The sequence below is a fragment of the Methylobacterium sp. Leaf112 genome (genome assembly GCF_001423295.1).
Classification (GTDB): Bacteria; Pseudomonadota; Alphaproteobacteria; order Rhizobiales; family Beijerinckiaceae; genus Methylobacterium.
The window spans coordinates 62452-80971 of the sequence record NZ_LMNG01000023.1 but is presented as its reverse complement, the minus strand read 5'-3'; the positions used below and the strand labels follow the sequence as shown (position 1 = coordinate 80971).

Annotated in this window: 19 protein-coding genes and 1 tRNA gene; 13 read left to right on the top strand and 7 right to left on the bottom strand. The window is 64.9% G+C overall.

Annotated elements, in window-relative coordinates; genetic code table 11:
* Positions 1-237: 237 nt before the first annotated feature.
* The 3 genes from clpS (at position 238) to ASF52_RS10755 (ending at position 3575) form a co-directional block, all read left to right on the top strand.
* On the top strand, positions 238-639 hold the full coding sequence (gene clpS, locus ASF52_RS10765) for an ATP-dependent Clp protease adapter ClpS (RefSeq protein ID WP_056172158.1): 402 nt from the start codon (positions 238-240) through the stop codon (positions 637-639).
* A gap of 24 nt (positions 640-663) precedes the next feature.
* Positions 664-3123: an ATP-dependent Clp protease ATP-binding subunit ClpA gene (gene clpA / locus ASF52_RS10760; protein ID WP_056171639.1), complete on the top strand. Its 2460-nt coding sequence runs from the start codon at positions 664-666 to the stop codon at positions 3121-3123.
* Between the two features lie 194 nt (positions 3124-3317).
* Complete coding sequence (locus ASF52_RS10755; RefSeq protein WP_056171637.1) at positions 3318-3575, top strand: hypothetical protein; 258 nt, start codon at positions 3318-3320, stop codon at positions 3573-3575.
* A gap of 49 nt (positions 3576-3624) precedes the next feature.
* Here the strand turns inward: ASF52_RS10755 and egtD are convergent, their stop codons facing one another.
* On the bottom strand, positions 3625-4599 hold the full coding sequence (egtD, locus tag ASF52_RS10750; RefSeq protein WP_082515285.1) for an L-histidine N(alpha)-methyltransferase: 975 nt from the start codon (positions 4597-4599) through the stop codon (positions 3625-3627).
* Between the two features lie 30 nt (positions 4600-4629).
* Complete coding sequence (egtB, locus tag ASF52_RS10745) at positions 4630-5901, bottom strand: ergothioneine biosynthesis protein EgtB (protein ID WP_056171635.1); 1272 nt, start codon at positions 5899-5901, stop codon at positions 4630-4632.
* 207 nt (positions 5902-6108) lie between these two features.
* On the opposite strand from egtB, the gene murI reads away from it, so the two are divergent.
* Positions 6109-6987, top strand: a complete 879-nt coding sequence (gene murI, locus ASF52_RS10740; protein ID WP_056171632.1) for a glutamate racemase — start codon at positions 6109-6111, stop codon at positions 6985-6987.
* 221 nt (positions 6988-7208) lie between these two features.
* Entirely contained in the window at positions 7209-7826 is a 618-nt protein-coding gene (rpsD, locus tag ASF52_RS10735; protein ID WP_056086744.1) for a 30S ribosomal protein S4, read from the top strand.
* Between the two features lie 148 nt (positions 7827-7974).
* On the opposite strand, the gene ASF52_RS10730 is transcribed toward rpsD, so the two are convergent.
* Positions 7975-8226, bottom strand: a complete 252-nt coding sequence (locus ASF52_RS10730; protein WP_056171630.1) for a hypothetical protein — start codon at positions 8224-8226, stop codon at positions 7975-7977.
* 112 nt (positions 8227-8338) lie between these two features.
* Complete coding sequence (locus tag ASF52_RS23485; RefSeq protein ID WP_056171628.1) at positions 8339-9112, bottom strand: cold-shock protein; 774 nt, start codon at positions 9110-9112, stop codon at positions 8339-8341.
* Positions 9113-9487: 375 nt separating this feature from the next.
* On the opposite strand from ASF52_RS23485, the gene ASF52_RS10720 reads away from it, so the two are divergent.
* The 8 genes from ASF52_RS10720 to ASF52_RS10685 all read left to right on the top strand — a co-directional run bounded on the left by ASF52_RS10720 (position 9488) and on the right by ASF52_RS10685 (position 15716).
* On the top strand, positions 9488-9955 hold the full coding sequence (locus ASF52_RS10720) for a response regulator (RefSeq protein ID WP_056171626.1): 468 nt from the start codon (positions 9488-9490) through the stop codon (positions 9953-9955).
* Between the two features lie 147 nt (positions 9956-10102).
* Positions 10103-11212 (top strand): Ppx/GppA phosphatase family protein, encoded by a 1110-nt coding sequence (locus tag ASF52_RS10715; protein WP_056171624.1) that lies wholly within the window; start codon positions 10103-10105, stop codon positions 11210-11212.
* Positions 11209-11922, top strand: coding sequence for an RlmE family RNA methyltransferase (locus ASF52_RS10710; RefSeq protein WP_056171622.1), 714 nt, complete (start codon positions 11209-11211; stop codon positions 11920-11922). The genes ASF52_RS10715 and ASF52_RS10710 overlap by 4 nt, the downstream gene beginning before the upstream one ends.
* Before the next feature lie 282 nt (positions 11923-12204).
* Positions 12205-13893: a methyl-accepting chemotaxis protein gene (locus ASF52_RS10705; protein ID WP_056171620.1), complete on the top strand. Its 1689-nt coding sequence runs from the start codon at positions 12205-12207 to the stop codon at positions 13891-13893.
* A gap of 126 nt (positions 13894-14019) precedes the next feature.
* The gene (msrA, locus tag ASF52_RS10700) at positions 14020-14529 is read left to right on the top strand and encodes a peptide-methionine (S)-S-oxide reductase MsrA (protein WP_056171617.1); all 510 of its coding nucleotides are present in this window, start codon (positions 14020-14022) and stop codon (positions 14527-14529) included.
* A gap of 463 nt (positions 14530-14992) precedes the next feature.
* Positions 14993-15226, top strand: a complete 234-nt coding sequence (locus ASF52_RS10695; protein WP_056171615.1) for a hypothetical protein — start codon at positions 14993-14995, stop codon at positions 15224-15226.
* A gap of 62 nt (positions 15227-15288) precedes the next feature.
* Positions 15289-15365: transfer RNA gene (locus ASF52_RS10690), tRNA-Pro, on the top strand.
* Positions 15366-15404: 39 nt separating this feature from the next.
* Positions 15405-15716: an ETC complex I subunit gene (locus ASF52_RS10685; RefSeq protein ID WP_056171613.1), complete on the top strand. Its 312-nt coding sequence runs from the start codon at positions 15405-15407 to the stop codon at positions 15714-15716.
* Positions 15717-15884: 168 nt separating this feature from the next.
* On the opposite strand, the gene ASF52_RS10680 is transcribed toward ASF52_RS10685, so the two are convergent.
* The 3 genes from ASF52_RS10680 to ASF52_RS10670 all read right to left on the bottom strand — a co-directional run bounded on the left by ASF52_RS10680 (position 15885) and on the right by ASF52_RS10670 (position 18320).
* Positions 15885-16349, bottom strand: coding sequence for a nucleoside deaminase (locus tag ASF52_RS10680; RefSeq protein WP_056171611.1), 465 nt, complete (start codon positions 16347-16349; stop codon positions 15885-15887).
* Positions 16350-16388: 39 nt separating this feature from the next.
* Complete coding sequence (locus ASF52_RS10675; protein WP_056172154.1) at positions 16389-17456, bottom strand: spore photoproduct lyase family protein; 1068 nt, start codon at positions 17454-17456, stop codon at positions 16389-16391.
* 87 nt (positions 17457-17543) lie between these two features.
* Positions 17544-18320: an SHOCT domain-containing protein gene (locus ASF52_RS10670; protein WP_056171609.1), complete on the bottom strand. Its 777-nt coding sequence runs from the start codon at positions 18318-18320 to the stop codon at positions 17544-17546.
* Positions 18321-18520: the final 200 nt, after the last annotated feature.

Below are 18520 nucleotides of genomic sequence, written 5' to 3'. Positions count from 1 at the left end.
TCGTTCCATCGGCCCCGCGCGTCACAGACGCGTGGGGCTTTTTTTCGCTTGCCTCGTCCCCGAGCCGGGGTCGGCCGGCGGACAAGTGCGCGCAGCCGACTGGCGAAGTCGCCCATCGCCCTATAGATTGTGTTCACCACCCGCACGGCTCGCGAGACGGGGTGTCTCGACGGTGCCGTGCCGCCTCATGGGGTCGATGCGATTCAGATGTCCGACGTCCTGAAGCAGGGCATAGCCATGACGCAACGGCGCGAGGATTATCGCAACGCACGCGATGCGCCGCTCCGACCCGAGCCAAGGGCGGCCTCGAATCCCGACGATCCGGGTAACGGCGATGACGGCCGGTCCGGCACGGCGATCATCACGCGAACCAAGCCGAAGACGAAGCGCCCGAGTCTGTATCGCGTTCTGCTGCTCAACGACGATTACACGCCGATGGAGTTCGTCGTGCACGTCGTCGAAAAGTTCTTCAACAAATCTCAGGAAGACGCCTACCAAATCATGATGCACGTACACCAGAATGGTGTCGGCGAATGCGGCATATTTACCTATGAGGTCGCCGAGACCAAGGTGACGCAGGTGATGGACTTCGCCCGCAAACACCAACATCCTCTCCAGTGCGTTATGGAAAAGAAATAGGCACCCCCACACAGAGGCCACGCTTTGCCCAGCTTCTCTCGCAGCCTTGAACAAGCTCTCCACCGCGCCCTGGCGCTCGCCGGTGAGCGGCGGCACGAATACGCGACGCTGGAGCACCTCCTCCTCGCCCTTGTGGACGATCAGGACGCCGCGGCAGTCATGCGGGCCTGCAACGTCGAGGTCGACACGCTCAAGCGTAGCCTCGTCGAGTACGTCGACACCGAACTCGCCAACCTCATCGGCGATGGACGCCAGGACGCCAAGCCCACGGCGGGCTTCCAGCGCGTGATCCAACGCGCGGTGATCCACGTGCAGTCCTCGGGCCGCGAGGAAGTGACGGGGGCCAACGTGCTCGTGGCGATCTTCGCCGAGCGCGAGAGCCATGCCGCCTATTTCCTGCAGGAGCAGGACATGACCCGCTACGACGCGGTCAACTACATCAGCCATGGGATCGCCAAGAGGCCCGGGTCGTCTGAGCCGAAGCCCGTACGGGGTGCCGAAGAGGAATCCGCAGCCGAACGCCCGAGCGGAGAGGACAACGACGCCCGTCCGAAGAAGAAGGGTGATGCCCTCGAGGCGTACTGCATCAACCTCAACAAGAAGGCCCGCGACGGCCGGATCGATCCGCTCATCGGCCGTGAGACCGAGGTGCAACGCACGATCCAGATTCTGTGCCGGCGTCAGAAGAACAACCCCCTGCTGGTGGGCGATCCCGGCGTCGGCAAGACCGCGATCGCCGAGGGGCTGGCGCGCAAGATCATCCACAAGGAGGTGCCGGAAGTCCTCATCGACGCCACGGTGTTCTCCCTCGACATGGGCACGCTGCTCGCCGGCACCCGCTATCGCGGCGACTTCGAGGAGCGCCTCAAGCAGGTGATGAAGGAGATCGAGGCGCACCCCAACGCGGTGCTGTTCATCGACGAGATCCACACGGTGATCGGCGCCGGCGCCACTTCGGGCGGGGCCATGGATGCCTCGAACCTCCTGAAGCCAGCACTGGCCAACGGCTCGCTCCGCTGCATCGGCTCGACCACCTACAAGGAGTACCGCCAGTACTTCGAGAAGGACCGCGCCCTCGTGCGCCGGTTCCAGAAGATCGACGTCAACGAGCCGTCGATCCCGGACGCCATCGAGATCGTGAAGGGGCTGAAGCCGTACTTCGAGGAATTCCATAAGCTAAAGTACACCACCGAGGCGGTGAAGGCGGCCGTGGAACTCTCGGCGCGCTACATCAACGATCGTAAGTTGCCCGACAAAGCCATCGACGTCATCGACGAGACCGGCGCCTCGCAGATGCTGGTGCCGGAGGCGCGCCGCAAGCGGACCATCGGTGTCAAGGAGATCGAAGCCACCATCGCCACCATGGCGCGCATCCCGCCCAAGACCGTGTCGAAGGACGACGCGGTGGTGCTGAAGAACCTCACCGACAGCCTCAAGCGCGTCGTCTACGGCCAGCCCAGCGCCATCGAGGCCTTGACCTCGGCGATCAAGCTGGCCCGCGCCGGCCTGCGCGATCCCGACAAGCCCATCGGCTCGTACCTCTTCGCCGGCCCCACGGGTGTGGGCAAGACCGAGGCGGCCAAGCAGCTCGCGGCCTCCCTGGGCGTCGAGATGCTGCGTTTCGATATGTCGGAATACATGGAGCGTCATACGGTGAGCCGCCTCATCGGCGCGCCCCCGGGTTATGTCGGCTTCGACCAGGGCGGCCTGCTGACCGACGGCATCGACCAGCACCCCCACTGCGTGCTGCTGCTCGACGAGATCGAGAAGGCCCATCCAGACCTGTTCAACATCCTGTTGCAGGTGATGGACCACGGCAAGCTCACCGATCACAACGGCAAGCAGGTCGATTTCCGCAACGTGATCATCATCATGACCACGAATGCGGGCGCCTCCGATCTGGCGAAGTCGGCCTACGGATTCACCCAGACCAAGCGCACGGGCGACGATGTCGAGGCGATCAACAAGCTGTTCGCGCCGGAATTCCGCAACCGTCTCGACGCGATCATCTCGTTCGGTCACCTGCCGAAGGAGGTCGTCGCCAAGGTGGTGGACAAGTTCGTCCTCCAGCTCGAGGCGCAGCTCGCCGACCGCAACGTGACCATCGAACTGTCCGACGAGGCGCGCGAGTGGCTGGTGGAGCACGGCTACGACGATGCCATGGGTGCCCGCCCCATGGCGCGCCTGATCCAGTCCACCATCAAGACGCCGCTCGCCGACGAGGTGCTGTTCGGACGCCTCAAGGACGGCGGTGCCGTACGGGTGGTGGTGAAGACGCCTGAGGAGGGTGAGAAGCAGGCCGTCGGCTTCGAGTTCCCAGCCGGTCCGGTGACCCCGAAGCCCGAAAAAGACGTGACCAACGCGGTCAAGAAGCACAAGCGTACGCGGGCCAAGGTCTCCCCGCGGAAGAAGGACGACGGGTCCGGCAACGGGGGCTCCGGAAACGTTCGCACCGTGCCGAAAGTACCGTTGGTCAAAGCCTGAGCCGTCGAGACATGGAGCGGGATCGGTCGAGTCGTGCCGGCCGGTCCCGCTGCTGTTTCAGGGAGGCGAACGGCACCTCGATTCAAGCGGTCGACACGCGGGCTTGGGATGGTTAGCAAGCGGGCCTTGAGGCGCCGGCGCTTCGGTTCAGCGCACGGTGCGCGTGGTCCAGTCAATCATCAGGGGGCATCCGAATGAGCGATCTGCATGAGGGCCCCCTCACGCCGGTACAACATCAGTCCGCGCCTGCTCCGACTCGGCGCGACGATCGACGCGCGCGCCGCCGCCGTCGCCACAGGGGAGAGGAGATTCTCGGCTGGATCCTCGTCCCGATCATGGTGGTGGGACTCTATTGGGGAATCAATGCCGGTTTCGACGCGCTGGGCACGTCGCCGGGGCAGGTTTGGGACCAGTTGATGCAGGTCAAAGCGATGATGGAGAAGCGCAGCTGAGGTCTCGTCGCGGATACGATGTCCGGGACGACGTTTCAGGCGCGACTTCTCACGCCCGCGTCAGGGCGTGGATCGAGAACAGACCCTCGGCATCGGTCCAGGCGGCCTGTGGCATCCAGCCCGCCGCGACAGCCAGGGTCCGGAAGCTGTCGAGCGTGTACTTGTAGCTGTTTTCCGTGTGGATCGTCTCGCCCTCGGCGAAGGCGAAGGTGTGGCCCGCGAGGTGAATCGTCTGCGCCCGCCGGCTCACAAGATGCATTTCGATGCGCGACGCGTCCGCGTTGAAGAGGGCCCGGTGGCCGAACCCCTCGACGTCGAGGATCGCCCCGAGTTCGCCCGCGATGCGAATGAGCAGGTTGCAGTTGAACGCCGCCGTCACCCCAGCCGCGTCGTCGTAGGCCGCCTCCAGCACGGTCCTGTCCTTCACGAGGTCGACGCCGACGATGAGGGTGGCGCCAGGCCCGAGCACCCGGCCGAAATGCGCCAGCAGGTACGTCGCCTGGGGCGGCTCGAAATTGCCGATGGTGGAGCCGGGAAAGAACCCCGCGACGGCATCGTGCGACAGCCCGTCCGGCAGGGTGAAGGCGCGGGTGAAATCCGCCGCCACGGGCGCGATGGCGAGGTTCGGGAAGTCGGCGGCCAGGGTCTCGGCCTCGCTGTGCAGGAACGTCTCGGAGACATCCACCGGCACGTAGGCGGCGAGGTCCGGCCGGTGCACCAGGAGGCGACGCACCTTCACGGTTGAGCCGCTGCCGAGCTCGACCAGATTGGCCCGAGCCGGGAGGCATGCGGCGATCTCGGCACCTCTGGTATCGAGGATGCCGAGTTCCGTACGGGTCGGATAATACTCCGGCTGGCGGGTGATGGCCTCGAACAGGTCCGACCCGGCCGCGTCGTAGAAATACTTCGCGGACAGGAATTTCTGCGGCGCCGAGAGGCCGGCGACGACGTCGTCCTCGAATTGCTGGCGGGCGTCCCGGGCAGCCAGGGGCTTCGCGTTCGTGAAGACGGGATTGATGGTCAACGCTGGAGTCTCCGGGACGCGGGCTTCAGTTCAGATGCGGATGTCGGACAAGCGCAGGCCCGTGAACTGCCAACGCTGATGCGGATAGAAGAAGTTCCGGTAGCCCACGCGGGCATGGCCTTCGGGCGTCGCCACCGACGAGCCGCGCAGAACGAACTGGTTCGACATGAACTTGCCGTTGTACTCGCCGAGCGCCCCGTCCACGGGCCGATAGCCCGGATAGGCCGTGTAGGCACTGCGGGTCCATTGCCAGACGGAGCCGAAGGCATCGGCGAGGCAACCGTCGCGGGCCGCCACTTCCCACTCGAACTCCGTAGGCAGGTCGCGTCCGGCCCAGCGCGCGTAGGCGTCGGCCTCGTAGTAGCTCACGTGGCTGACGGGCAGGGACGGGTCGATGGGCCGGATTCCGGCGAGCGTCATGGAAGCCCAGCCGGCTTCGTCCTGGCGCCAGTAGCCCGGCGCGTTCCAATCCTCGGCCTGGACCGCGAGCCAGCCGTCGGAAAGCCAGAGTTCGGGCCGGATGTAGCCCCCATCGGCCATGAAAGTGAGCCATTCGGCGTTCGTCACGAGCGCGCGATCGAGGGTGCCGCCCTGGATCAGCACGTCGTGCCGGGGTGATTCGTTGTCGAACGAGAACCCCTCGCCGCCATGTCCAATCCGGGTGATGCCCCGGGCCAGGTCGACCTTGCCCGACGCGGCGGATGGCGCAGGAAAACGCCAGTCCGCGTCGTAGGCCGGGCCAAGGGGGTTCTGCGCGAAGGCATGCAGGATATCAGTGACCAGCAATTCCTGGTGCTGCTGCTCGTGATAGAGCCCGATTTCAAGAATCGGCAGCAGCGTTTCGAGGGCCGCCGCCGAGGCCTGCGCGAGAAGCGCGTCCACGGCGCGGTCGACATGCGCCCGGTAGCCCGCCACCTCCGCGGTCGTCGGCCGGGTGATGAGACCGCGCAGGATACGGGGCTGACGCGGACCAGCAGCGACATAGTACGAGTTGAACAGGTAGTGCAGGCGCTCGTCATAAAGTGCGTATCCCGGCAGGTGCGCTCGGAGCAGGAACTGCTCGAAGAACCACGTCGTGTGAGCGCGGTGCCACTTCGTTGGACTCGCATCCGCCATGGACTGGACCTGCTGGTCCTCCGGCGACAGGGGGGCGGCCCGGCGCTCGGTCTCGTCACGGACATGGTGGAAGGCAGCGATCCAGGCCGTGCAGTCGACGGGCTTGGCACCGAGATTCGGGGGCGGGAAAGCGGGGCGGCCGGACAACGCGGGTCTGGTGTCGCGAAACGCTGCGGTCGCTGCCATGCCGATGTCTCCAGAAGCTCGTGGTTTCGGAACATATGGTGGACGCGACATTCGGCAACGGCCGCCGGGCCGGTCGGTTCGTCGCGGTTCGTCGGGCTTGCGACGCGGTGTTCGAGGACGATCGCCTTTTTCGTGCCTTGGTCACATCCTCTTAACCGGGCGCCATCGACACTTGCTCCCTTGGGTGGGACGTCGGACCAGGTTCGGATGCGGAACAATCTCATGGCGGGCACGGCCACGATTCCCGTGGCGACGGGCGCGAACCCGACCCCGACGATCCTCGTGTTCGATTCGGGACTCGGCGGCCTCACTGTGCTGGAGCAGGTGCGCCGCGCCCGCCCGGACGCGGCCTACGTCTACGCGGCCGACGACGCCGCCTTCCCGTATGGCCGCCTGGACGAAGCAGCCCTCGTCGACCGGGTGCTCGCCGTGATGGACCGCCTCGTCGCGCTCCACCGGCCCGACCTCGTGGTCATCGCCTGCAACACCGCTTCGACCCTCGTCCTGCCGGCCCTGCGCCAGCGCTTCACGATTCCGTTCGTCGGCGTCGTTCCACCAATTAAACCAGCCGCGGAAGCGACGCGCTCGCGCCGGATCAGCCTGCTCGCCACCCCCGGCACGGTGGCGCGCACCTACACCCACGAACTCATCGAATCCTATGCCGCGGCCTGCGCCGTGACCCTGGTGGGGGCCCCGAACCTCGCCGGGTTCGCCGAGGCGGAGCTTGCCGGTACCCCCGTGGACGATGCGCGGCTCTCCGCAGAGATCGCCCCGTGCTTCAGTATCAGCGACGACGGGCGCCGCACCGACGTGGTGTGCCTCGCCTGCACGCATTACCCCCTGCTGCTGGCCCGTTTCCAGGCCCTGGCGCCGTGGCCGGTCCTGTGGATCGACCCCGCTCCTGCCATCGCCCGCCGGGTGACGCAGCTCCTCGGCGCGCCGCCGCGTGGTATGGACCACCGCGCTGGCTCCATACTCGGCGCCTTCACGGGCGGCGCCGGGCTCACCGAGCCCCTGCGGGCCTCCCTCGCCCTGCGCGACGTCACCTCCGTCGCCGTGGAGGCGATGCCCCTCGGGCTCCAGTGAGAGCACTTTCCCGACGACGAAACCGGCTCGGCATTGACGGGGGCACGGCCCTACTCTAGGGAAACGCACGTGACGGGGTCCCGACGAGGGGCCCCGAAACGTTTTCAAGCGCACCCGTGAGTCGGCTTCGGCCGCTCTGTCGTTCCGGGTCAGGCCATAGGGCCGGTCCGGAAAGAGGAGGGCGCGTTCCTCGATAAATCTCCGTTGCGAGAGGAACCGCGATGTCAAAACGTATTCAGGCGAAGCACAAGCTCGATCGCCGCATGGGTCAGAACATCTGGGGCCGCCCGAAGAGCCCCGTCAATCGCCGCGAGTACGGCCCAGGCCAGCACGGCCAGCGCCGCAAGGGCAAGATGTCCGACTTCGGCACTCAGCTGCGCGCCAAGCAGAAGCTGAAGGGCTACTACGCCAACATCACCGAGAAGCAGTTCCGCCGCTACTACGCCGAGGCCATCCGTCTCCGGGGCGATTCGGGCGAGAACCTGATCGGCCTGCTCGAGCGTCGCCTCGACGCCGTGGTCTATCGCGCCAAGTTCGTGCCGACCCCGTTCGCCGCGCGCCAGTTCGTCAACCACGGCCACGTCAAGGTCAACGGCCAGCGGGTGAATATCGCCAGCTACCTCGTGAAGACCGGCGACGTGATCGAGGTCAAGGATTCCTCGAAGCAGCTCGAAATCGTCGTCGTGGCATCGCAGCTCGCCGAGCGTGACGTACCGGATTACATCGAGGTGGATCACGCCAAGATGACCGCCCGCGTCACCCGCATCCCCAACCTCGGCGAGGTGCCCTACCCCGTCCAGATGGAACCGAACCTCGTGATCGAGTTCTATTCGCGCTGATCCGCCCGGATCGCAGCCGATGTGAAAAGGGCCGCCCCATGGGGCGGCCCTTTTTGTTGGTCGGGCGTTCCTTCGCGAGGCGTGGGTTTGGTGGGCGCCGTTTCGCATCGGCCCTTACCGAGACCCGGCGTCCACGCTTGGCCGATGTCTAACGGGGAAGAAAGGGGCGATCCTTCAGGTTCCGTGCGCGCAACGCCTCCGACGCCTGCTGCGCGCTCGGCGGCATCTCCTGGGCGCGGGCGCCATCCGGAGCGAGGAGACCGGGTCCCGCGTCGGTCCGGTCCCGACCGGACAAGGCATAACCTGCGTTCACGCCCGCATAGGCACCGGTAAAGTCTTCCGGCCAGGCCGGGACGGCCAGGGCCGCGAGCCAGATCAGGCTGAGCGGGACGATTCGCATGGTCTCTCCACCTGGAATTTCGGGGCTGAAACGCGAAACGGCGGCCCCGGGGGACCGCCGCTCGCTCGAACTGAACTTGGAACCATGGCCAAAGGACGGCCGGGCTCACGGATCAATCGTCGACGTTGATGCTCTGAGCCTCACGACCCTTCTGACCCTCGACAACACCGAGCACGACCTGCTGGCCTTCGGCCAGTGATTCGAGGCCGGCGCGCGACAGGGCTGAACGGTGCACGAAAACGTCCTTGCCGCCATCGTTGACGGACACGAAGCCGAAGCCCTTGGCCGGATCGTACCACTTCACGGTGCCGCTCATCTCCGTGGAGGGGCCGCTGGCGAAGCGTCCGCCGCCACGGTCGCCGCCGCCAGCGCTGCCGTAGCGATCGCCGCCACCGGCGGGGGCGCCATAACCACCACGGTCGCCGCCGAAGCGGTCGCCGCCGCCGAAGCCGCCGGTACGGGGCGGACGCGCATCGCGCATGGGGGCCGCCTCGGCCGTGGAGGTGTCGACGCTGGTGACGTCGGTCACCTGCGGACCCTTCTGGCCCTGGGCCGTATGGACCGTCAGGCGCGTGCCGGGCAGAAGGTCGGCATGGCCTGCGGCTTCGACGGCGCGGATATGGAGGAAGGCATCGCCCGAGCCGTCAGCCAGCTCGACGAAACCAAAGCCCTTCTCCTTGTTGAACCACTTGACCGTCGCATCGCGCTCCGGTCCCGAGGGGGCTGCCGCCGCGCGCGACGGGGCGCGGTCGAAGCCGCCGCCACCGCCGAAGCCGCCACCGTAGCCACCGCCGCTCGGCGGAGCCTGATCGGGCCAACGCGGCTCGGCTCCACCCTCATCGAAGCCGCGCTTCTGCGGCCCCCTGAAATCACGACCACGTCCCATAGAAAGCTCGCAAAAACCGTCCGCCGACCATCATTTGTGAATACCGCGTGCGCGCCATCCCAGACAGCCCACGCTCCGCACTATCATTACCCCCGGCAGCGGTGACCAAGAATAACGCCTTAGTCCTGACTGAAACGCGCCACTCTCGCAAGGTCCATTTGGGCGCCCGAGCGACGGTTCCCTTAATTTTGTGCGGCAAAATGCGTAGCGGATCGGGGTGGGTGCAGGAAGACTGTGGGAAGGTTTGGTTCCGATCGCCCTTGTACGTCGAACGCGGGCGGATTTGGGTCCGACGTTAGGAAAGCGAAAAGGCTCGTGGGTTAATGGTGATGCCAGGCCGATCCGAGTGAGCGGACCGGAGCCGAATGCTGCCGCATGATCGCCACACCAACGTTTCCGGACCTGTCCGCCCTGGTCGTGGACGAAAGCTTGTACATCCGCCGTATTGTGCGGGACATGCTCATGCGCGTCGGCATCAAGCGCGTCCTCGAGGCTCCCGACGGGGCCGAGGCGCTCGGGGTGCTGGCAGAGAGCAAGCCGGACATCACCATCATCGATTGGGATCTGGCGATTCTCTCGGGTGAAGAGTTCATTCGTCTCGCCCGCACACCGACCACATCGCCTTCTCCGACGGTCCCGATCATTCTGATGCTCGCTCAGCCGCGCCGCAACGTGGTCGACCGTGCGATCTCGCTCGGGGTCAACGAGATCATCGCCAAGCCCTTCTCGCCGAAGACCCTTTGGTCGCGCCTCGACGAGGTGATCCACCGGCCGCGCCCATTCTCCCAGGTCAAGAGCCTGCTGCGGCCAGTGCCGCGGCTCGCCGCCGCCGGCAAGGCGTAGCCTGACCGACGCAGAAGCGCCGCGCCAAGGGCGATCCGCGCAACGAATCCAGGGCTTTGCAGTTTGCCCGCGACACCTGTAGCGTGGATCTTGAATGATGATCCGGCTCTCCGCCTGGGATCACGCGGAAGGACTTCGGCACAGCCGATGCGGGAAGAGAGTGCCGCGACCATCCCGGCCCGCTCCATGGCCGGCCCGATCACCCCCACGGTCGCGCCGGGGGAAATGCAACGATCCGGAACGCAGGCCACCGCCCACCGGCCGCCGCGGCGGAACGCTTACGCCGCCCTCGATCTCGGCACCAACAATTGCCGTCTCCTTATCGCCGAGCCCGCATCCCACGGGTTTCGAGTCATCGATGCGTTCTCGCGCATCGTACGCCTCGGCGAAGGCCTCGGAAATGCCGACCGCCTGAGTGAGCCCGCCATCGAGCGTACCATTGATGCCCTTCGTGTTTGCCGTGCGAAGATGCAGGCGCGCGGTGTCGTACGCGCCAAGATCATCGCCACGGAAGCCTGCCGGCTCGCAGTGAACGGCGCGGCTTTCGTCGAGCGTGTACGCGACGAGGTCGGTCTCGATCTCGAGATCGTCGATCGTCAGACAGAGGCTTACCTCGCGGTCACGGGCTGCGCGGCTTTGGCCGACCCCTATGCCGAATCGGTGGTGATCTTCGATATCGGCGGCGGCTCCACGGAGATCGCATGGCTCGACGGCGCGGCCACGAACCCGTCCACCGACCCGACCCTGCGCATCCGCGCCTGGGACTCCCTGCCGGTGGGCGTGGTCACTCTCGCGGAGCGTCACGGCGGCGCCGACGTGACGCGCCTGACCTTCGAAGGCATGGTGGAAGAAGTGGCCGACATGCTCGCCCGCTTCGCGATCCGTGCGGCGCCCGCCGCCAATGCCCGGCACTTCCACCTGCTCGGCACGTCGGGAACGGTGACGACGCTCGCGGCCATGCATCTGCGCCTCGCCCGTTACGAGCGTCGCCGCGTCGATGGCCTGTGGATGAGCGACGGCGAGGTCGGGGGCGCCATCGACGACCTCCTCGACACGCGTCTCGACCAGCGGGCGGACAATCCTTGCATCGGGCGTGACCGGGCCGACTTGGTGCTGGCGGGGTGTGCGATCTTGGAAGCAATCCGGCGGGCGTTCCCATCCGATCGCCTGCGGATCGCCGATCGCGGCCTTCGCGAGGGGCTCCTGATGAACATGATGCGTGAGGACGGCGTGTGGCGCCGTGGGGGTTACCGGTGAGTGACAGGCGTGGTGCCGGTGCAGGGTTGCGCGGCGAACTCAAGCAACGGGTGAAGACCGGGCGCGGTCGTACGGCTTCGCAGAAACGTTGGCTGGAGCGCCAGCTGAACGATCCCTATGTCGCCCGTGCGAAACGCGAGGGCTATCGCTCGCGGGCCGCCTTCAAGCTCATCGAGATCGACGAGCGCTTCAAACTCCTGAAGCCCGGCCAGCGTATCGTCGATCTGGGCGCCGCCCCCGGCGGCTGGTCGCAAGTGGCGGCTAAGATCGTCGGCGACACCGGTCGCATCGTCGGGATCGATCTCCTCGAAATCGAGCCCATGGCCGGTGTCGAGTTCATCACCCTCGACTTTCTCGACCCTGCGGCACCACAACTGCTCACCGGCCTGCTTGGCGGGCCGGCAGACCTGATCCTGTCTGACATGGCTGCCAATACCACCGGTCACAAGCAGACCGACCACCTGCGCATCATCGGTCTGGCCGAGACGGCCGCCGAGTTCGCCCGTGAGATTCTCGCCCCCGGTGGGTCTTACCTTGCGAAGGTTTTCCAAGGCGGTACCGAAGGCAGCCTTCTCGCTGATCTGAAGCGCGATTTCGCCAGTGTGCGGCATGTCAAGCCGAATGCCAGCCGTGCCGATTCGAGCGAACTCTACGTTCTCGCCTCGGGCTATCGTGGTGGGCGGCGATCGGACGACGCGGAAGAAGCCTGAGAACTCTCGGCTCCGGCCGGGTTGTTCCTCGGCTGATCCGAAAGGTCCGCCGACCCGACACATTGCACGGATATCCGAGCGAGGCCGAGTGCGCGACGCACAAAGCACGCGGCTTGCCTAGCCAGCCTGGAAGTATCTTGCATTCAAATGCTGGGTTTATTCAAATTAAAGATGCGGCCTGCGATTTAATGGCAGTCAAAGTCGCGATCGATTTCAGAAAATCTTCATTTCTCATGGTTATACCAGATCGATGCTCTTTCCGAACTCGATCGGGTAATATCGATGACACAATTCAGATTGTCGATCCGGACTCGTCTGATCGGTGCTTTCGCGATCGTAATCGTTCTCATGACCGGTATCGGGGTGGTGGCGCTGCAGGCCACGCGTACCATCAATGATTATCTCGTGCAGGTTCAGTCGGATTCTTTGCCGAGCGTGGCGAAGGCTGGCGAAATTACATCCTGGATGGCGCGTTACGCTATCAGTGTCTATCGCCACAGCGCGCTCCTCGACCCGGATTCCAAGAAGCGGGCCGACACCGAGCTTGATGAGCGTGGGGCTCATGTGGCGAAGGTGGTCGGAGAGTACGCGGCTCTCATCAGTTCGCCCGAAGAGCGAGCCTTGTACGACCGGATCAAAGCCAATTGGGCTGCCTATCAGGTTGAGGTCACGGAGATCCTGGCGCTGTCACGCAGAGGCTTGAACGAGGATGCTTTCGAGCGTCTCCAGGGCAAAGCCTCCGAACTCCAACGCTCGTCGATCGACACATCCAACGAGTTGGCCGCTTTGAACAGCAGCCTCGCCGCACAATCACGCCTCGCGAGCGAGCAGGCGTTCGAGCGAACTGAAACCATCGTGCTGACCGTGGTCGGAGGCGGGCTCGTCCTGTCGATCTTGCTCGCAGTTTTCATCATTCGAGGCATTTCCGGCGGGATCGGTGCCGTCGTCCGGCCGATGACCGCGCTCGCGGAAGGCGATCTCACCGCCGTGATCCCGAACCAGGGCAATGGCACCGAGATCGGCCGCATCGCCGACGCCGTTCAGGTCTTCAAGGACGGTCTCATCCGCATGAAGCATCTGGAGGAGGAGACCACTTTGGCGCGTGCCGGAGCCGAGGCCCAGCGCCGGCAAGGCATGCGTGACATGGCCGATTCGTTCGAACGGGCGGTCGGTGGAATCGTCGGTTCGGTGGGAAGCGCTGCAGCCGAGCTCCAGGCGACGGCTCAGACAATGACCGCGACGGCGACTCAGGCGGGCACTCGGTCCGTCTCCGTCGCAGCGGCGGCCGAAGAGGCTGCCATCAACGTTCAGACCGTGGCGGCCGCGGCGGAAGAACTCGGTTCGACGGTCCAAGAGATCGGACGGCAGGTCCAGGGCTCGGCCCACCTGGCGGAGGTCGCCGTGCGCGAGGCTGGTGCAACCGCCGCCCTGGTGCAAGATCTCAGTGGCGCCACCGCCCGGATCGGCGACGTGGTCAAACTCATCGCCGATATCGCGTCGCAGACCAACCTTCTTGCCCTGAACGCAACCATCGAGGCGGCGCGAGCTGGCGAGGCCGGACGCGGATTCGCGGTGGTCGCGGCGGAGGTCAAGGAGCTCGCGAGTCAAACCGCACGCGCAACCGAGGAGATCGGCAGCCAGATCGCCCGCATCCAGGGGGCGACGGGAGACAGCGTGACCGCCATCGCCGGGATCCGCGGTCGAATCGGCGAGATCAGCACCGTCGCGATCTCACTTGCGGCGGCCGTGGGACAACAGGGTGAAGCAACCCAGGAGATCGTCCGAAACGTCTCCCAGGCGGCTGCGGGTACGGGCGAGGTGACGGTGAACATCGCCGCCGTCGCGTCGGCCGCCGAGGAGACCGGTACGGCCGCCACTCGGGTTCTTGCGTCGGCCTCCGACCTGTCGCGTCAGTCCGGCCATCTCAGTGCCGAGGTCGAGCGGTTCCTCGCCAGGGTCCGCGCCGCCTGAGCGGTTCAGAGCGCCTCCGTTCTTGCCGCGATGCCACGGTCGGTGCCTAGGGTGCTGGAAACGACCACGCGATTCACCATCTGAGTAGCGGCGGCAGCCTGCCGCCCAGATGGAAGGAACCCATGCATGACCACCGAGCGCGCTGTGCTGGCAGGAGGTTGTTTCTGGGGGATGCAGGACCTCATCCGTAAACAGTCGGGCGTCATCGCGACGCGAGTCGGTTATTCCGGCGGTGAGGTGCCGAACGCAACCTATCGCAATCACGGCCGTCATGCCGAAGCGATCGAGATCCTGTTCGACCCTGAGGTGATCGGCTATCGCAAGCTTCTGGAGTTTTTCTTCCAGATTCATGATCCGACCACCGTCGATCGGCAGGGAAACGATCGGGGACCGGGTTACCGATCGGCGATCTTCTACGAGAGCGAGGCGCAAAAGGCAGTGGCCGAAGACACCATCGCCGATGTCAATGCATCCGGGCTATGGCCCGGCAAGGTGGTGACTGAAGTCTCGCCCGTCGGGCCATTCTGGGAGGCCGAACCAGAGCACCAGGACTACCTGGAGCGCATTCCGAACGGCTACACCTGTCACTTCATACGGCCGAACTGGACGCTGCCGCGCCGGGCCGACGCTGCCTGACGCGGTCCGCAATGGGGCTCGCGCCGCCGTATCGTTGCGGCCGGTGCGCGCTCCCGTTGCGTACGCACTCGGGACCGTTGGACATTCAGTCAACACGACAGTCAACGGGAAGAACCGTCCGTTTCGATCGTGAATCGATCAGTATCGTCGTCACCATCGAAAGGGGCATAGATCGTGCCTGTGACGTCCGGCTTTGCTCCGGAGTTCGATTTCGGAATGGTCCAACTTTCCCTATGCGGCTCGAAGGACCGGACTTGCTGGTCGATCATCTAACCCGCTGCCCAGTCGATGTGAGACGTTTTTTTCCACCGAATCATTAGAATCCGATGCGTCCCGGATCGCTTCGCTTAACGAGGTCCGTGCACCTTTCTGTCCGAGACGAATGAGTTCTCCAACCGCCGCAGGTTGTTGGCCAGAGGCCGCAGCCTGATGGGGGGCGTCCAGGAAAAGCGAGGAGCGGCACATGATCAGTGCGGTGTCGATCAGCCGCGGCGGCATAGCGGCGGCCACCCAACGGTTCGCCCAAGCCGCGGAGGGGATCGCCACGATCGGCACGAGCCTGCCTGCGGCGGCACAGGTCGATCTATCGACCACGGCGATGCAGCTTCTCGCGGCCAAGACGGACGTTTCCCTGAACACCGTGATGCTCCGCTCCTCGCTCGATATGGAGAAGCGTGTCCTCGATATTCTCGCCTGACCGCTTCCATCCTTGCCGGGAACACGCAAAGCTCCTAAGAGCCAAGGGCGTCGAGAACGCGTCGGGGTGTAGCGCAGTCTGGTAGCGCATCTGGTTTGGGACCAGAGGGTCGTAGGTTCGAATCCTATCGCCCCGACCATTTTTCGACTGGTAACCCGAGACCGTTGGGAATCGTCCGATGTCGAGCGCCCGGATCTATCAACCTGCGAAGGACGCGTCGCAGTCAGGACTCGCCCGCACGAAGGTTTGGGTCCTCGAATTCGACCAAAGCGCACCGCGTGAGACCGACCCGCTGATGGGATGGACGAGCTCCTCGGATATGCTCCAGCAGGTCCGCCTGGAGTTCGAGACGCGCGACGAGGCCATCGCCTATGCCGCGCGTACCGGCTTATCCTACCGGGTCGAGGAGCCTCAAAAACCGATCGCTCGGAAGGGGCTGTCCTACTCCGATAACTTCAAGTTCAATCGTACGGCGCCTTGGACGCATTGAGCGCAGCCGAGTCTATTCCGGTCAGAGCTGCATCAGTATCGTCACTGCACCGAAGATCAGCACTGCGGTAACCGTCACAGCCAACAGGATCAGCGCAGCGCGCGATTCGCGAAGATCGTTCTCTGTCATGGCCCCAGGCTAGCGCCGGCAACTTACAAAGCCAATGACTTAATCTTTGGTCTTTTGGCGTTCACGCCATGCCGCGTACGGATGATCTTCGGCGGGTACCGGGTGATGCGTCACCTGCATCGGTTGGTCAGCCAAGGGGCGACAGAGTTCGGCGTAGATGCCCGCACTGATGAGGCCGTAGGTTTCGGCCTCCTCCGCTGTATAGGCGAAGTAGGCTTCGCGGATGCCTGCGAGTCGCATGGCGGCATGGCACATCGGACAGGGACGTCCGCTGGCATAGACGACACAATCGTCGAGCTTTGCCGATCCCAGAATGCGGCTCGCCTCCCGGATCGCAACCATCTCGGCATGATCAGTCGGATCCCGCGTCTCGGCCGTGCGATTGACGGCACGTACGAGGACAGCCCCGTCCCGCACGATCACGGCCCCATACGGACGGCCTTCGGCGAGCACATTGCTGTGGGCCAGCGTGACGGCGTCGAGAAGATGGGCTTCATGGGTCATGGCTGAAGGCTCTCCAGGGCCGGGCTTCAAAACGGATGGTCAGAATGCGTAGCGGACGGTGCAGTAGGGCATCCGTTCGCTGAGGAGTGCGGTGAAACGGGCGAGCCACCGGCCTTTCCAGCCTGTGCGGTAGCGCAGATTGGTACCCCCACCTTGGGAGATCTTGGCTTCCTGAATGTCGGGGCGCCAGAGGAGATCCTCGGCCTTGGGATGCCAACCCAGATTGACCGCATGCAGATCGGCATTGTGGGTCAGCATGATGATCTCGGCTTTCACCTGCGCCCGCGCTGCGCGCCCGATCCCATCATCGATCGCTGTGAAGAGCTCAGCCCAGTCCGCTTCCCAGCCTTCGTAAAGGATGACCGGCGAGAAATTCAAATGGACTTCGTAACCGGCGGCCACGAAGTCGTCGATGGCGGCGATCCGCTCTTGAATCGGGCTCGTGCGGACGTCGACGACACGGGCGATGCGCTCGGGCATCAGCGAGAACCGAATGCGGGTCTTTCCCTGCGGATCGTAGGCGAGAAGGTCGCGGTTTACCGCCTTGGTTGCGAAGGACGCCTTTGCGTTGGGCAATGCGCGGAACAGGCCGATGAGGTCGCGCACGGTGTCGCTGATCGCGGCATCGACCGAAAGATCGCCGTTCTCGCCGAGATCGTAGACCCAGAGGGCGGCGTCGACGCTGTCCGGCGCGGACAAGGGCCCCTGACGCTCGGCATGCCGACGGATCGCGGCACAAACCGCCTCGACGTTGACGAACAGTGAGATCGGATTGGCGAATCCCTTACGGCGCGGCACATAACAATAGGCGCACGCCATAGCGCAGCCGTTCGACGTCGAAGGGGCAATGAAGTGAGCACTGCGCCCATTCGGACGCATGGCCAGCCCCTTCTTCACCCCCAGGACAAGCGTCGAGCGCTTGATCCGCACCCAATCGTCAACCGAGCCGGCGTTGCCGTGGAGGTCCGGGATGTTCCAATGTGACGGTACCTGGATGCGCTGTGCGTCGGGGAAGCGATCCAAGATCTCACGGCCGCGCGGAAACGTCGTGACTGCCGCCTCGTGATAGATCGTCCGAACATCGATGAAGTCGCGCGAGAGTCCCATCGAGGAGAAATGGGACTCGGCGAGCCGGTGGCGACCCGCATGCAACCTGCTGGCTGTGGACACGTCGGCGCAGGACATCGACACCCATCAGAGGCGCGCCAGCAGCTCTGCTTTCTTGGACGAGAATTCCGCTTCCGTCAGCACTCCCTTGCGTTGGAGTTCGGCCAGTCGTTCCAGGGTCGTCAGAACCTCGTCGGCCGGGGATTGCGCGCGCGCCGGGCCCGCTTCCACCCGATGAATGGGTTCAGGCGTGAACGGCTTGGGCTGAAGGGTGGTATCTCGCTGGACGAGCGTGTCGGGTTCGGTGGAGGTCGATGAGGAAACAAACGATTCGCCACGATCGTCGTCGATCCGACGCAGGGATTCGAGAGGAATGGCCCCGTCAGGACCGGAGAACCGTAGGCCGCCAGTGCCACCCTGCTGCTGCGAAACCCCGGTGATGTGCTGCCCTGCCGTTCCATAGAGAATGACATTCCCATCCATCGCGATGGCGAGGCGTTGGGCATGCGGAAAATAAGCATAGCGCAGACCGTTTTGGGAGCCCGAAGTCGCGGGCCGTCCGAGGTGCTGCGGCCACCAGGCATCCGACGTGACGCTGGTGATTGGAAAGCCGACTGCCGGCAGGGCTTCGGCCAGAGTGCTGCACAATGCACCGACGCGGGCTTTGAGCTCCGCGTCGAACATGTTGCCGATCATCGTCATGCCACCCGAGGACCACTGACCGAAGCCGCCGAGTTCGCGGTGGTTGAACTGTGCCATGGTGCCGTTTCCGGCCTGTAAGGCATCGACGAGATGGCGGATGGCGTCGAGGCTTACTCCGTACCGGTCGGCGATGGTTTGCAGGCCGTTCGGTTGGTCGGTCATCGTTGAGTACCCAATGGGAGGGTGAGGCGATGCATCGGGAAGCGATCGATCCCGCCGGACTCCGTGATGCACCCTCGACCCCAGAATGGTGCCCCGCGCCAGGCTTCGCAACGCAAAAAGTTTTCTCGGGCGCGGACCTTCGAGGGAAGCGTGAGCGTTCCCGTTTCGGTTTTGGCGTGCCGACGTGCCCGATGAGAGCG

Coding starts and splice junctions, on each gene's coding strand:
- ASF52_RS10730 (WP_056171630.1), bottom strand. CDS start 8,226: ATGCGAATCGTCCCGCTCAGCCTGATCTGGCTCGCGGCCCTGGCCGTC.
- egtB (WP_056171635.1), bottom strand. CDS start 5,901: ATGGCAGCGACCGCAGCGTTTCGCGACACCAGACCCGCGTTGTCCGGC.
- ASF52_RS10720 (WP_056171626.1), top strand. CDS start 9,488: ATGATCGCCACACCAACGTTTCCGGACCTGTCCGCCCTGGTCGTGGAC.
- ASF52_RS10685 (WP_056171613.1), top strand. CDS start 15,405: ATGTCGAGCGCCCGGATCTATCAACCTGCGAAGGACGCGTCGCAGTCA.
- ASF52_RS10695 (WP_056171615.1), top strand. CDS start 14,993: ATGATCAGTGCGGTGTCGATCAGCCGCGGCGGCATAGCGGCGGCCACC.
- ASF52_RS10715 (WP_056171624.1), top strand. CDS start 10,103: ATGCGGGAAGAGAGTGCCGCGACCATCCCGGCCCGCTCCATGGCCGGC.
- ASF52_RS10670 (WP_056171609.1), bottom strand. CDS start 18,320: ATGACCGACCAACCGAACGGCCTGCAAACCATCGCCGACCGGTACGGA.
- clpS (WP_056172158.1), top strand. CDS start 238: ATGACGCAACGGCGCGAGGATTATCGCAACGCACGCGATGCGCCGCTC.
- ASF52_RS10705 (WP_056171620.1), top strand. CDS start 12,205: ATGACACAATTCAGATTGTCGATCCGGACTCGTCTGATCGGTGCTTTC.
- msrA (WP_056171617.1), top strand. CDS start 14,020: ATGACCACCGAGCGCGCTGTGCTGGCAGGAGGTTGTTTCTGGGGGATG.
- rpsD (WP_056086744.1), top strand. CDS start 7,209: ATGTCAAAACGTATTCAGGCGAAGCACAAGCTCGATCGCCGCATGGGT.
- ASF52_RS23485 (WP_056171628.1), bottom strand. CDS start 9,112: ATGGGACGTGGTCGTGATTTCAGGGGGCCGCAGAAGCGCGGCTTCGAT.
- murI (WP_056171632.1), top strand. CDS start 6,109: ATGCGGAACAATCTCATGGCGGGCACGGCCACGATTCCCGTGGCGACG.
- ASF52_RS10680 (WP_056171611.1), bottom strand. CDS start 16,349: ATGACCCATGAAGCCCATCTTCTCGACGCCGTCACGCTGGCCCACAGC.
- ASF52_RS10675 (WP_056172154.1), bottom strand. CDS start 17,456: ATGGGACTCTCGCGCGACTTCATCGATGTTCGGACGATCTATCACGAG.
- ASF52_RS10755 (WP_056171637.1), top strand. CDS start 3,318: ATGAGCGATCTGCATGAGGGCCCCCTCACGCCGGTACAACATCAGTCC.